Source organism: Allohahella sp. A8 (genome assembly GCF_047946665.1).
GTDB lineage: Bacteria > Pseudomonadota > Gammaproteobacteria > Pseudomonadales > Oleiphilaceae > Allohahella.
The window spans coordinates 3871752-3886238 of record NZ_CP172312.1; the positions used below are offsets into that span (position 1 = coordinate 3871752).

At 57.0% G+C, this 14487-nt stretch carries 7 protein-coding genes; all 7 read right to left on the reverse strand.

All coding sequences use genetic code 11. The features are described 5' to 3' along the window. Window positions 1–26: 26 nt before the first annotated feature. Window positions 27–1136, reverse strand: a complete 1110-nt coding sequence (locus tag ACH3PB_RS17355; protein ID WP_416396702.1) for a chemotaxis protein CheB — start codon at window positions 1134–1136, stop codon at window positions 27–29. Continuing rightward, entirely contained in the window at window positions 1136–9514 is an 8379-nt protein-coding gene (locus tag ACH3PB_RS17360) for an Hpt domain-containing protein (protein ID WP_416396703.1), read from the reverse strand. The genes ACH3PB_RS17355 and ACH3PB_RS17360 overlap by 1 nt, the downstream gene beginning before the upstream one ends. 15 nt (window positions 9515–9529) lie before the next feature. Then, a complete protein-coding gene (locus tag ACH3PB_RS17365; protein WP_416396704.1) occupies window positions 9530–10447 on the reverse strand; it encodes a CheR family methyltransferase in 918 nt (305 codons plus the stop codon). A gap of 50 nt (window positions 10448–10497) precedes the next feature. Then, window positions 10498–12606: a methyl-accepting chemotaxis protein gene (locus ACH3PB_RS17370; RefSeq protein WP_416396705.1), complete on the reverse strand. Its 2109-nt coding sequence runs from the start codon at window positions 12604–12606 to the stop codon at window positions 10498–10500. Between the two features lie 98 nt (window positions 12607–12704). Further along, on the reverse strand, window positions 12705–13247 hold the full coding sequence (locus tag ACH3PB_RS17375) for a chemotaxis protein CheW (RefSeq protein WP_416396706.1): 543 nt from the start codon (window positions 13245–13247) through the stop codon (window positions 12705–12707). Between the two features lie 21 nt (window positions 13248–13268). After that, entirely contained in the window at window positions 13269–13631 is a 363-nt protein-coding gene (gene pilH / locus ACH3PB_RS17380) for a twitching motility response regulator PilH (RefSeq protein WP_344806309.1), read from the reverse strand. An 87-nt stretch (window positions 13632–13718) separates the two neighbouring features. Continuing rightward, on the reverse strand, window positions 13719–14102 hold the full coding sequence (gene pilG / locus ACH3PB_RS17385) for a twitching motility response regulator PilG (protein ID WP_416396707.1): 384 nt from the start codon (window positions 14100–14102) through the stop codon (window positions 13719–13721). Window positions 14103–14487 lie beyond the last annotated feature (385 nt).

The following is a 14487-nucleotide window of genomic DNA, read 5'->3' on the forward strand; positions in this document are numbered from 1 at the left end:
GGCAGGATATCTGTGCGCTCGAGCTTTCATGGCTGCGCATGGTTTTGCGTTCTCCGTTTGGTAATTTCCTCAAGCTCTATCGTCTGCAGCAGCTTCTTGGCCAGAGCCTCTGGTGAGCCGCGAAAGCTCACTACACCGCGGTCAGCAATGGCATCTGGCATTGAACTACTGGCACAACCGGCTGAGTCCTGCGCCCAGACATGACTGCCATAGGCTTTCAGTATTGGTGCGGCAACTGCGCCATCGCAGCCCATGCCGCTGAATACTATCACGTTGACAGCATCCTGAAATCTATTCGCCGTATTCATCATCACCCGATCAATGGATGGCCCATAAGGCCCTGGCCACGGTTTTCCTGACAGTGTGATAGCCCCGTCCTCATCGAAGTCGAGCTCCTGGTCGGGCGGCACGAAGATGACTTCACCATGTTGCAGGTGGGCGCCCACCTGGGCGCGCTTCAGCGGTAGTCGTGCGTGCCGGCCAAGCACCCGCAGCAGCACTTCCGCCGCCTCAGGGTCTATGTGCTGCGCATACAGGAAGGCAACAGGCAGTGCTGCAGGCAGCAGGTCCAGGAAGCGTTTGACCGCGTCAGGGCCACCCAGTGAGGCCACAAGCAGATAGATCCGTGTGAGCGGATCGCCTGGGGCGGCAGGTCGGATGTGGTGGGACAGCTGAACATTATTGATTGGCGAGGCAGGTCGTCCCTCGGTACCCAGACTGAACCGGCTACCCGCAAGAGTTGCCACCCTCGGCGGCGGCACTTCGTCGCCCGCGGGGAGCGGCCCCACGGCATCGAGAAGCTTCTGCAGCAGTCGCCGCTCCCAGCGAGGGTATTCCTCATGCTGCCGCGAAGGCGCAGCACCCAGGCCGTACAACACCGGCACATCGAAGGTATCCATCATCTGCTCGAGCAGGGGGTCGCCCTGACTTTCGTCCTCGATGATGACGACCCAGGCGGCTACGTGCTGGTAGTTCTTCAGGCGATCCTGCGACAGCTTGTTGCAATCGATATTCACCGCAATCGAGTAGCCCTTGTTACGAAGGGCATGCTCGATGAGGTGACGCTGCAGCGGCGTGTCGGATACCACCCCAATTAGCGGCACCGAACCGTCGCTGGCCACAGTACGCGCTGCCATCACCCAAGCAGTCGTTCAATCGTTTCTAGCAGAATCGATTCCTGGAAGGGCTTGCCAAGGTATTCATTGACGCCGATGGACAGGGCACGATCCCGGTGTTTCTGACCGGTTCGAGAGGTGATCATGATGATCGGGACATCACGCAGGCGCTCGTCGTGGCGCACGAAGCTGGCCACCTCGAAACCGTCCATTCGCGGCATCTCGATGTCGAGCAGCATCACATCAGGCTTCTGATCCTGCAGAATGGCTATGGCATCCACGCCGTCCTTCGCGGTGATGACCCGCATGCCCTGACGCTCGAGCAGACGGCTGGTAACCTTCCGCACCGTGACCGAATCGTCCACAACCATGATGGTGGCCGGACCAGTATGCTTCGGTGCAACCTCCTTCTCCATGCTCAGATCGTGGGCCATGGCACGAGCCAGGTCACTACGCATCAGCGCAGGCAGATCAAGAATGACTACAACGCTACCGTCACCCAGTATCGTGCCACCTGAGACGCCACGCACACCGGTGAACTGTGGACCGAGGCCCTTTACGACAATTTCTCGGGAACCCAGCAGGCTGTCGACCTGCAGTGCCAGCGGGTGATCACCACCGCGCACAAGAATGACAGGTAATGGCAGGGGCTGGCCCTGCAGCTTGGGCTGGTGCTCACTACGCAGCAGGTTTCCAAGATACTGCAGCTGATACTTCTGACCGGCGTACTCATACAAGGGCGCATCGGGCTGATAATACTCTTCCAGCTCAAAGGTGCTGACCCGGACAATACCTTCAATGGTATTGAGCGGTATGGCGTAGTAGTCGTCACCTGTTGAAACCATCAGCGCCCGGTTGACGGATACCGTGAACGGCAGACGGATGATAAAGGTTGTGCCCTTGCCACTCACCGACTCAATGCTGACACGGCCGCCCAGCTGTTTGATTTCGCTGGATACGACGTCCATGCCCACGCCACGACCAGAGAGTTGCGTGACCTTTTCAGCGGTACTGAAACCGGCGTGGAAGATGAACTGGAGGATTTCGCTATCGGCAATCTCCGTCGACTTGGACAGCAGACCCTGTTTGATGGCCTTCTTGCGTACCGCCTCGGTGTTGATACCGTTGCCGTCGTCCTGCAGTGTCAGCACGACATCGCTGCCTTCACGACCAACTGACAGTGAGATACGGCCAGTCTCGGACTTGCCTGCCTTGGCTCGGGCTTCGGGCATCTCGATACCATGATCGAGGGCGTTACGCAGCATGTGCTCGAGTGGCGCGACCATACGATCGAGCACGTTACGGTCCAGCTCGCCCTCAGGATTGTAGACCTCGAACTCTGCCTTCTTACCCAGTTCACCAGTGACCTGACGCACGATACGACGCAGCCTTGGCACGATGGAGGTGAACGGAATCATCCGCGTCTCCATCAAGCCTTCCTGCAGTTCGGTGTTGATGCGTGACTGCTGCAACAGCAATGTCTCGGCATCCTTGGCCTTGTCCAGCAGAGTCTCACGCAGATCCGTCAAGTCACTTGCAGATTCGCTAAGCGCCCGTGAAAGCTGCTGAATGGACGAATAACGGTCCATCTCGAGCGGATCGAAGTCCTCGTAGACTGGACCGCCGCCTTCTTTCTCCATGCGGAACAGGACCTGGGCCTCTGTCTCGATATCCATTCGACGCAGCTGCTCACGCAAACGGTCGATGGTGGCCTGCATTTCTTCGAGCGTGTGCGAGAAGTCGGAGATCTGCGTCTCGAGTCGACCGCGGGTTATACTCGTTTCGCCAGCCAGGTTAACCAGGTTGTCGAGCAGCTGTGCGCTGACGCGAATGGTTTCCGCGGCCTGCTGTTGCTTGGCTGTTTCAGCTGCCTTGCGTGGCGCTGCCTGAGGCGCGGCTGCGGCGCCACCCTGCTGGCTACGCTGCATCTGCACAAGTTGTTCTGCACGCGAGTCGGCGTCGGTCTTGTTGGGGCGATCCACCTGCGGCTTGGCAGTATCTGCCGAGCCCATTCGCTTGAACTGTTCTCTAACCCCTTCGATGGCGGTACTGAGCCACTTGGCCTCTGTATCGATCTGCTGGATCAGCTTATCGTCGAGGGAACTATCGGACCTGACACAGCGGCCAACCTTGTCTTCGATCGATTGTGCAAGATCACCAACGGCAGCCAGACCAGCCAGGCGGGCACCGCCCTTGAGTGTATGCAAGGTAGTCTGAATCTGTCGGGCACGCCCTGCATCGGCAGGCTCGCGCTTCCAGTCGCTCAGGTACTGGTTGAAGTTGCGTTCCAGCTCTGCGGCTTCATCGATGAATATTTCGATGATTTCAGGGTCGAGACCCGCCAGCGCAGACTTGCCTTTCGGCGTCGGACTTGCCGAGCTGTCGCCGCCACTCATCAGCCTTCGCTGCAATGAACTGAGTTCGACCGAGACACCTTGCATGTTGTTCTGATCAAGCTCAATCGCCTGACCAGGACTGCTTCGTGTCTGTGAAACCACATGACGGATCTGTTCGGCCAGCATATGCAGTGCACGATCGCTCAGCTCGATCACTTCGTCCTGCAGCGGGAAGCTGTCGGCTGAGATACGCTCATTGATGGTTTCAAGCATCAAGGCATGTGTGTCGGCCAGGCTCTGTATCGGGGTAAGACCGGCAAGACCGGCACCAGCGGCCAGGGCGCGCAGACGACGGAAGATATCGGGCAGGTGCTGGAAGGCTTCAGGATGCTGTTTCCAGGAATCCATGGCATCAAGGGCGACCTGCAGCATTTCGTCGGACTCATCGACAAACACACCACGGAGTTCATCCTGCGAAGCACCCGATTCGAGCAGTTGTGCCTGCTCAAGCGCAATTGCTCGCAACGGATCGTCGCCGAGGCTGTTGTCGGCAGCATACTGTCGGACAGCCTTGATCAATTCCGGCGCGGAACGGAAAGTTTCGCGTGCAGCAAGCGCATCGACCATTGAAGCAAGTCGATCATGCACGCCAAGCAGCAATTCGTTCAGACTCGGATCGATATTCAGCGTATCTTCGACGATGCCCTCGACCAGGGTTTCGAATTCATGGGCCAGATCGCCGATGGCACTGACTTCTGCCAGACGTGCACCGCCTTTCAAGGTATGCATTGTTCGCTGCAGCGTATGCAGCTCAGCCATCAGTGAATTGTCGGCCAGCCACTTTCTAAGGTTCTCGCCGGTTTCGTCTACGAGTTCACGCGCTTCTTCGAGGAAGAGTTCGATGATTTCCTCATCGAGATGCGTGAAGTCGACAGGCACACCCTGACGCAATTCGGCAGACACTGTTCTTGCAACAGGCTGCGCCTGTTCAGCAGCTTCTGTAACCACTTCATCCACATGGTCCTCATCGAGGCCAACCATATTGATATCGGTATCTTCAGCAGTAGCAGTTTCTGCACCCTCGACCGTCTCGATAAAGCGCTGCATGTCCCTGATCAATTCAGGTGCGGGGCGAACTGGACGCGACTCGGCCACTTCATCGACCATGATGGCCAGCCGATCGTGACAGGCTTCGACCAATGAGATCAGCTTGCGCTCATCTTCGGGCGCCGGACGATGACCGCGCTCTGCCATGGCTTCAAACAGCGTTTCGAGTTCGTGTGCGAGATCGCCAATGGCCGGTATTTCTGCCATACGTGCGCCACCCTTCAGGGTGTGCAGGTCGCGCTGCAGATGAGCGACCAGTGCATGTTCGGTCGGCGCAAGGCTCCACTGGTGAATGGTGTCAGAGGTACTTGAAATGATGTCCTGGGCTTCTTCGAGGAAGATCGCCGCCATTTCCGGGTCGAGCATGGCGCTGTCGGCAGCGTATTCTGCTTCCACAGATGAGGGGAATTCGTCCGCCTCGTGAGCATGCTCCGCAGCAGCTTCGAAGGAAATCTCCTCCTCAGGCTCTTCTTCGTCGAGTGGACTGCTATCTGCCAATTCGTGCGCAGCCTGCTCCAGCACTCTGGAATCATCGCTCGAGGTCAGCTCATCATAAGGGTCAGCCAGCGACCGTTCCTTGCTGTCGTCGAGGGAGGCATCTCCGAGCTCGGGCTCTGCTTCCAGTACAGGAATACCGTCCAGAGGTTCGATGGTCTCTGGCGTCTCTCCCGACAGCAAGCTCAGTAGCTGGCGCTGCAGTCTATCCGCAGCCTCTGGCACGCGGCCTTCAGCGGTCGCTTCGATCATGCCTGCGAGCGCAGCGTGTGCCGCCAGACTCAGCTCTATCGCACGGGGCGATACTGACATACGTTTTTCGGCAACGCGTTCGAACAATGTCTCGAGCTCATGACACAAATCGCCTACCGCCGTCAGCTCGGCCATCCGGGCGCCACCCTTGAGTGTATGGGCGTCGCGTTGCAAACTCTGGACGATCTGTTCGTTAGCTGGATCAATTTGCCAGTCACGCAGACTCTGGCCGGTACTTTCCAGGATCTCGAAGGCCTCTTCGAGGAAGATCTCGATCATTTCGGGATCAAGGCCGCTGTCCTCCACAGGCGTGGTGTGACCACTGGCATCCGTCTCGGCCGAGAGTGGCTTGTTTTCGGGGGTGTTCTCTTCCATAAGCTCTTCATCCTGCGGTACATCGCCCAGAAGGGGCACCGCTTCGACATCCGCGTCGCTTGCTTCGAAGTTTTCGGCCAATAGCCGCTCTCTCGCCCCACGTATGGCGGCAAGTACCTGTTCGTCAGCCTGTGGCGAAAGGCCGGCAGCCAACTGGTCCATCATGCCAATAAGGACATCATGGCCACGCTTGGCGGCATTGAAGAATTCACGGTCGAGACCGTCATAGCCGGCTTCAACCGTCTCGTACAGCAGCTCCAGCGAGGCGCAGAGTTCATGCATCGCAGGCAGACCAGCAGTTTTCGCACCGGTCGCCAGGGTGGTCAGCTCTTCTACCAGCGCCTCGAGTTCATCGCGCTTGTCCGGTGCTGTGCTCCAATCGTTGATGATACGTTCGGCATCCAGGAGTATGTCGATGCTGTCGCGGAGGAACATATCCAAGACTTCGCTGTGGTTGACCGACGCCGGATTGATATCCGGCAGGGCCCTGTGTTCGACTACTTCGGCCACGACGGCATCGAGCGCCTCGGAGAAGGCTTCGATTTCAGCGGAGCTGGCGGACGCCGAAGGGCTCAGACCCTCTTCAGGGCTGTCTTCGATGGCGATGAGCTCGCTATTGATCAGATCCACCGCCTGACTCAAGGCATCGGTGACCGGCCGTGTCGCAGGGATCGCGCGGACATTCAGCTCCTTGTAGAAGCGCTCCAGCGGTATGACGATGCCTGCAATCCGCTTGCTGCCAGCAGTGTTGGCGCTGCCTTTGAGCGTATGTAGAGCGCGCGAGATGTCATCCGACAATGGTGCCGGATCGTCAAGGCGGTTCTGCTGCTCAATGAAATCCTCGATGGTTTGCAGGTGCCCGCGGGTTTCACTGAGGAAAATATCAAGCAGGACCGGATCGATGCCTGCGGCGCCATCATCCTGTTTCCCGGCATCGGCGCTGGCTGCCTTGCTTGGCGTAGTTTGCGCAGGGGCCTTGCCGCCTAACATGGCTGGCAGGCTCTGAGGGCTCTTGCCCGCTGCAAGCTCATGGGCATAGGCTTGGAGAGCCTCCACATTGAATGACGCGGGCCGGCGTTCGGTGAAATCGCTAACCATGGTCGGCAGCAGCTCAACGACCTTCTCGATCAGACGCTCTATCTCTGGCGACATCTGAACCGCGCCATCGATAATGCGATTCATGAGGTTTTCGACTGACCATGCAAGCTCACCACTTCGCATGGCGCCAACGAGGCGACCACTGCCTTTCAGGGTATGAAAGGCGCGGCGTAGTTCAGTGCGTGCTTCGGTATTGCCATAATTGGCAGTAAATTTCGGCAGATAGGTGTTGATGGTCGCCAACACTTCTTCAGCTTCCTCGGCGAATATCTCGATGATCTCCTCATCGATCATATCGCCGTCGCTGAGCTCGATATCGCCGGCCGAGGCGTCCGCAGTGTCCGTCTCGGCAGGGGCGACGGCCGTGATGTCTTCATCGTCGGCAAGCTGACTATCGCTGTCGGCTTCATCAGTGTCATCTTCAACCGCCAGCGTCTCTGCAGACATGGACTCGGCCTCTTCAGCCTGGCGCTGGGTCTCAGCATGTGCCTGTTCTTCCTGGGCAGTTGCGGCTCGCGACGCTCGTGCATCCAGCAGAATGGCATCAGCTCGATGTATCAGGCTGGTTGTGGTGTTGAGAATGTCGAGACTGCTGTCTTCAGCCGCAGCGAAGGCAGCCGTCAGTGTCGGCAACTGATCTTCGACGTCCTTCAGCAGTTCGAACAGCACGAGTGATGGTGTAACCAGGTTCTCGAGGGTGCGGTTCAACAGACCCTCAATACTCCAGGCCAGCTCGGCCAGGGTTTTTGCACCCACGAGGCGGCCACTGCCCTTGAGCGTGTGGTACGCGCGACGGAGTTCTGTCAGCGCATGCTTGTCCTGTGGCGAATCCTGGAAGACAGGGCGGTATCGATGAATGGTGGCGATAACATCAGCAACCTCTTCAGCGAATACTTCGCGAATCTCGTCATCAATGATTTCGGCATCGGCCACCTTATCGGCAGCCATGACAGGGGCTGAGCCAGATAATGCTTCAGCTGTATGGTCCAGCATCGGCACATCGGTAACAGCCTTGGCTTCGGTCTGTTTGGCGGCAAGCTGCCCGGCTGGTGTGCCATCAAGCTTCTCCAGACTCTGCGCTGCAACCTGCAGGATCTTTTCATACTGACCCGAGCGCTCGGCGATGCGCTCAAGGTAATAATCGATGCTGGTAATCGCGTCTGCAAGGGCTTCGAGCTTGACCCAGTCTGGCTTGTTGTCGCCGCTGAGCAATTCAGATTCGATATAGCGTGCACAACGATGGAGCAGGGCGCTGGCTTCGCTCAAGGGAATGATGCTCAGGCTACCGGCAACTTCTCTCAAAAGCCTTGGTGCGTGGTTCAATTCGGTACGTTGCCAGTCGCTGGTGACGTACTCGGAAATTGCAGTCTTGGCAGTCTCCAGGGAGTTCCTTGACTCGGTGATCAGAGCCTTGTGAGCGCTATCGACATGCTCGCGTGGCACGATACCCGTGACTGGGGCCGAGGTATCCGGCGAGCTGATGCCCTGATCTACCATACTGCCAAGGGACGCCTCTACGTACAGCAGAGCGCCGGCAATATCGAGCAGCTCGTCATCATCAGGTCGCTTGAGACCTTCTGCCATGGTTTCGATACGTTGAATCTGTTCGTCGATCACCTTACGTGGCAGGCCCAAGCCAAGCACCGCCATGGTGTTCGAGACCTGATGCAGGCCGGGCAGCAGATCGCCGAGCTCACTGGCAGACTTGAATTCGCCGCGTACGAAAAGGTCGAGCTGATCTTTGAGATTGCTCAGTTCCTCGCACAGCACGGTAGCCACAGAGCTCAATGTGCTTCTGTTCGGGCCTTCGACCTGTTGCCGTTCCCGGTCCAGCTCATCGCTACCAGGCAGGGCAAGGTCCAGCGAATAGTCGATCTTGATCTGCTTCGTCAGCTTCGTGTTCGCGGTTGACTGCGCACAATAGAACAACAGGTGCTTGAAGAGATCTTCCGGCAGCTTTTCATCCAGAGCCTGGGCGGGTTGCTCGAGCAGCCGCTTGATCCGGCCATCGAGGAAGCGCAGCAGTGTCTTGACCGCTGAAGTGAGCTCTAGACCACCGCTCTGCATGGCCTCGACCAGGCCGCAGCCAAGCCGCCAGAGCTCGGCATGCGTGGTGCCGCGGCACATCTGTCGAAGCTTCGAAAGAATCTTGTGTAAATACGCGAGGTTGGCCTCAAGCTCGCTTTCACGAACAATGCTGACCAGCGTGAACTGATACATCTGACGCAGCTTGCGCAGTTGTGCTGTAGAGCGGGGGTCCTGCAGCTGTGCGACGGCATCACTGTCGTTGGCCTTTTTCGCCATCGACAGGTCAGGGCTGAACAGAGCAGTGTCGCTCAGCAGGCGTTCGCCCCTGGCCGCACGAAGATCGTTGAGCAGCGGCATGAGCACGAGCGGCAGGTCGCGCTTGCTGCGTTGCAGTCGCTCGAGATAATTCGGTAGTTGAAGAATAGCCTTAGACAGCGCTTCGAGCGCATCATCGCCCTGGCTGACCTTACCGTCCTGCAGGGCTTCACCCAGCTTCTCCATCTCTTCGGCGAGCAGAGCTGCACCGTAGAACTCAACCATCTGCAGGGTGCCATGCACCTGATGGATGTAATTCACGCAGAAACGCAGTGAAGTCGTATCTTCCGGATTCGCAACATAGTCCTCAAGCATTTGCTGAGCCTGTTGCAGGGTCGCTTCTATTTCGCCTTTAACCCAATCCAGTGCCACATAATCGTGGTTACCAGCCATACGATCTCCGCATACTCATAAGGCGCCGCTTTTCTTGCGGTAAGCCAAAGTGTGTTCTGTTGACAGCCGCTCCAGGTCCGGGTGCTGCCAATTGGTCAGTTCACCCAGCCCCAGTACCAGCAGGCCGCCCGGCGCAAGACGCTCAGTCAGATGCCTGAGTATTTCCCGCCTGCGCCATTTCTTGAAATAGATCAGTACATTCTGGCAGTAGATGATCTGCATCCTGAAGTGCAGTGCATTCTGCAGTTCCGCCAGATTTTCCCTGACGAAGCAGGCCTTTTTCATCAGTGCCCGATCGAACTGATATTGGCCAGGCCGGACCAGCTCGAAATAGCGCTGCTGGATTTCAGGCCTGACTTCAACAAGTCGTCTTTCAGGATAGATACCGGTCCGCGCCTTGTTCAGCGCAGGTGTACTGATATCGGTCCCCGTCACGCCAAATTTCGGCTTGAGGCCACGCTGGGTCAGTGCTTCGTTGATAAGAATGCACAAGGTGTACACCTCTTCACCGGTAGCACAACCCACACTCCAGGCCTCTAGAGGCGTCTGGCTCAGCTGCTGCCGCGGTAGCTCTGCAATATATTTTTCAACAGTTCTCAGCGCATCGGTATCGCGAAAGAACCGGGTCTCCTGGACCGTAAGCCGGTCTACCAGGACACTCCATTCGACCATCCAGTCCGGCGCTTCGGTGATACGCTTGTAGTAAGCCGCGTAGTCGCTCAGCCCCAGCTCGCGCATACGCGACGCCAGGTTGGTCTGCAGAAATGTCGTCCGGTTCGGCTCCACCACCATTCCAGTCCGCGCCTCGATAAGCTGCCGCCATTGCTGCAGCATCGTCTCGGAGACAGGGGGTAGGGAAGCCAGGCTCCAGCTCTCGACGATGCGCGGCGGCTGGTCTTTCATCTTGTCAGTCACAGCTTGATAACCGCACATGCGTCATTCGGTTCCAGTGCTGCCCGCCGAAGCGGGCAGACCCTTGCCTATCAGGCAAACGAGCCGGTTTCGTCCATACGTTCGTCCGACTCATCGTCGAGCTCGATATGGCTACCGGGCATAAGATCGCCACCGCCAATCTGATCAGGCAGCTTGAAGCCCGCAACGGAGTTCCTGAGCTGGTTGGCCAGTTCGGCCAGCTTGCCGATCGACTTGGCTGTTGCGTTGGTACCGGCAGACGTCTGCGAGGTGATCTCCTGGATGACGTTCATCGTGTTGGAGATGTGACCTGCGGATGAGGACTGCTGACGGGCCGCGTTGGAGATGTTCTGGATAAGGTCAGAGAGCGACTTCGATACGTTCTCGATCTCTTCCAGTGCCACACCGGCGTCCTGTGCGAAGCGTGCGCCTCGTACCACTTCCGAAGTTGTCGTCTCCATCGAGATAACGGCTTCGTTGGTGTCGCTCTGGATTGTCTTTACCAGGGCTTCGATCTGCTTCGTTGCCGCAGATGAACGCTCGGCCAGTCGCTGTACTTCGTCCGCAACAACCGCGAAGCCTCGTCCTGCGTCACCAGCCATGGAGGCCTGGATTGCAGCGTTCAGCGACAGGATGTTGGTCTGGTCCGCGATGTCGTTGATCAGCGATACGATGTCACCGATTTCCTGTGATGATTCACCGAGACGCTTGATACGCTTTGAAGTCTCCTGGATCTGCTCACGGATGTTATCCATGCCGCGGATCGTCGACTGTACGATTTCAGCACCCTTCTTGGCGATCGCAACCGACCGCTCGGCAACCGCAGCTGATTCAGCAGCGTTCGACGATACCTGATCGATGGACACCGCCATCTCGTTGATCGCAGCAGAGGCACCGGCGATTTCCTGGGCCTGGTGCTCGGAAGCGTCGGCCAGGTGCATCGCAGTAGACTGTGTTTCTTCCGCAGCGCCGGCAACCCGGACCGCAGTTTCGTTGATGGCCGCTACCAGCTGGCGCATCTGGTCGATCGCGAAGTTGATGGAGTCGGCGATCGCACCGGTGAAGTCCTCGGTTACCGTCGCTTCTGTGGTCAGGTCACCGTCGGCGAGGTCAGCCAGTTCGTCCAGCAGTCGCATGATCGCATTCTGGTTCTGTTCGTTCTGACGGAACTCTTTATCGTAGCGTCGTTTGTTCTCCTGGTTACCGATGTAGAAGATAACGAACATCGCACCGATGATGGCGAGCAGCAGGATGTAGCCCAGCTCGTCACTGATGAAGCGGGTATCGGCCTGGGTCTGGAACACCTGGTTGAGTTCAGAGGTTTCGTTCAGCAGCGCCTGTGAATTCTGGAAGATGCTGTTGGCAGCTTCACGAACACGGAACAGTTCAGGTGAGGTCTCGAGGATGGTATCGACGTTTTCGTTTACGAACTCGAACAGCTCGGCAATGGCTTCAAGGCCGAAAATGGCATCTTCGTCTTCTACAGCCGTGATACCCATGATCGGGTTGCCTTCAACCATGCCGTTGAGCACGCGGCCGAAAAGGTTAACGTCGCGACCGAATCGGTCGGCAGCCGTTACCGCATCCACACCACCTTCAAGTACACGGTTGACGCTTCGTACGATACGTTCTGCGAGCAGTGACTGACGTGTTGCCACGGCGATCTGTTCAGCGGGCGCATCGGTCTCGAGCAGGATCTGCACGACGTCGTCATACTCGACCTGCAACTGGGGAATAGTGTCGTTCAGGGTAAGTGCCACGTTGTGAAGCAGCAGTACGACTTCTTCAGATGCCAGAATGACGTCGGCGTCGTTACGAACGCTGGTCCAGAGTTGACCTACCTCGTTCATCTGCTCGTCGTCGACCGGTGGCAGTTCGATTTCGGGGTTACCCTGCACGAGGTAGTCCCACAGCTGCTGGAAGTCGTCGCGTGAACGGCCGAGCAACTGGAAGGCTTCTGCCTTACCGTCGGCAGCTTCCGAGGCGTTTTTCGCAATTTCCTGCGAAAGTACCCGCAACTCGGATGCGTAGGCGATATAAGTCTTGTCGTTGACCGCGTTCTTGTTGAGCGTGATCAGAACGTATACTAGTGCGATAACGGCTGCGATGACCACGCCGTACATCAGCAAGAGCAGTGGATTGGAGCCTTGCCCCGTTGTTTTTCCGGCGATTGCAATCATGTCAGTTCCCCAGCCGTGCCAGTTCAGTGTGTAATATCAGTGTGTGTAATCGGTATTCGGTAGTGTCTGTAGTCAAACGAGACAACGCGGCCATCTAGCTAGCCAGACGCGATGTCGACGAAAGATGAGTCAGCGAGCAATGCAGAAGTTTCAAAGACATGCCAATGTGTATCGTCACGGACATAACTGCCTGAGACACAACGCTGCACACTGTCTGTCAAACCGGACGTCTCGGTGGTAAAACTTGTGACCGGGAAGTACTGCATGCCGAGTACGCCATCAACGATCAGGCCGCTGAAAAAATCGTCCTGCTCAATGATCAGTACACGTTTCTCACGCACCGCACGCGACTGCGTGGGCAGTTTAAAGAACTGGCCCAGATCCATGACTGGTAAGAGACGGCCGCGAACGTTTGCGACGCCATGCATCCAGTTTTTGACCCCAGGCACCTGGGTCGCCTTGGGCAGGTGCAGTATCTCGACTACTTCGCCCATGGCTACCACGAAGCGCAAGCCCGCCAGCGAAAAGCCGACGCCATTCCACAATTGAATGGCCTCGGCTTGTTCGGGCAGACCGATGGCGGTCTGCTTGCTGCGGGTTTCAAGCTTTCTGAGCAGCTCGAATGGTGCAATGGTTTCCATTGTCGTCATCGGTAGGGATCGCTACTTGATCAACTGGTTGATAGTGTTGATGAGGTCGTCCTCATTCACAGGCTTCACCAGATAACCGCGAGCGCCCTGTCTGGTGCCCCAGACGCGATCAGTTTCCTGATCTTTAGTCGTGACGATGACCACCGGAATATTCTTGGTCTCATCGCCCCGGGTCAGTTGCCGGGTTGCCTGGAAGCCGTTGAGGCCGGGCATGACGACATCCATCAGCACCAGGTCAGGCTTTTCAGCCCGTGCAACCGCCACGCCTTCGGCGCCGTTGTCCGCCTTCAATACCTGATGATTGTGACGCTCCAGGATGCTTGAAATCTTGCGGACTTCAGTTGGAGAATCATCTACGATCAGAATGCGAGCCATGCTTTCCCCCTTGTGAGGCAATCAATTCCAGCTGTATGGCTGGAGAAAAATAAAAATGTTCTATTCAGATGGATCAAGCCCATCTGATCAGGCATTGACATATTCACGAATGGTTCCGAGCAATTCGTCTTTACTGAATGGCTTCGTGAGGTATTGATCGGAGCCGACGATGCGACCCTTGGCCTTGTCGAATAGGCCATCCTTGCTCGAAAGCATGATGACGGGGGTCGACTTGAAAGCACTGTTGTTCTTTATTAAGGCACACGTCTGATAGCCATCGAGTCTTGGCATCATGATATCCACGAATATGATGTCGGGCTTGGTGTCGGCAATCTTGGCCAGTGCATCGAATCCATCGATGGCGGTGATGACTTCACAGCCGACCTTCTTTAGCAGGGTCTCGGCTGTCCTGCGAATGGTCTTGCTGTCATCAATGACCATGATTTTAAGATTCTCGAAATTGTCTTCCATCTTAATCAGCCTGTGCTGGTAGCCGAACAAATTGCTGCGCCAAGCCGGGGCATCCGGATGCGCTGCCAAGCAGGCCCGGTATACGCCTACTTGAACCGATAATAGTGTTTTGTAACATGCGATTACAATGGTAACTCAAAGTAACGCTGGAAAAGCCCGTCGCTACTAGTTATAGACCACGTTATCTGCCAAGACCAGATATAACACCCTGGCCCGTAAATCGATGCTGCCATGTGATGTCAATCACGTGCTGGCGGCGCTCGCGATTAGCTCCCGCATCAGGAGACAACCGCTGTTTCGCGTGGCACCGGGGACTGTTTGGTTGTACTCTGACAGCCCTGACTCCGCAGCAGGATCCCGTCGAGTTCCGGTAGGATTCCTGCTC

Bases quoted from the DNA above. Each gene is read 5' to 3' on its own strand.
- ACH3PB_RS17355 (WP_416396702.1), bottom strand. From the start codon at position 1,136: ATGGCAGCGCGTACTGTGGCCAGCGACGGTTCGGTGCCGCTAATTGGG.
- ACH3PB_RS17360 (WP_416396703.1), bottom strand. From the start codon at position 9,514: ATGGCTGGTAACCACGATTATGTGGCACTGGATTGGGTTAAAGGCGAA.
- ACH3PB_RS17365 (WP_416396704.1), bottom strand. From the start codon at position 10,447: ATGTGCGGTTATCAAGCTGTGACTGACAAGATGAAAGACCAGCCGCCG.
- ACH3PB_RS17370 (WP_416396705.1), bottom strand. From the start codon at position 12,606: ATGATTGCAATCGCCGGAAAAACAACGGGGCAAGGCTCCAATCCACTG.
- ACH3PB_RS17375 (WP_416396706.1), bottom strand. From the start codon at position 13,247: ATGGAAACCATTGCACCATTCGAGCTGCTCAGAAAGCTTGAAACCCGC.
- pilH (WP_344806309.1), bottom strand. From the start codon at position 13,631: ATGGCTCGCATTCTGATCGTAGATGATTCTCCAACTGAAGTCCGCAAG.
- pilG (WP_416396707.1), bottom strand. From the start codon at position 14,102: ATGGAAGACAATTTCGAGAATCTTAAAATCATGGTCATTGATGACAGC.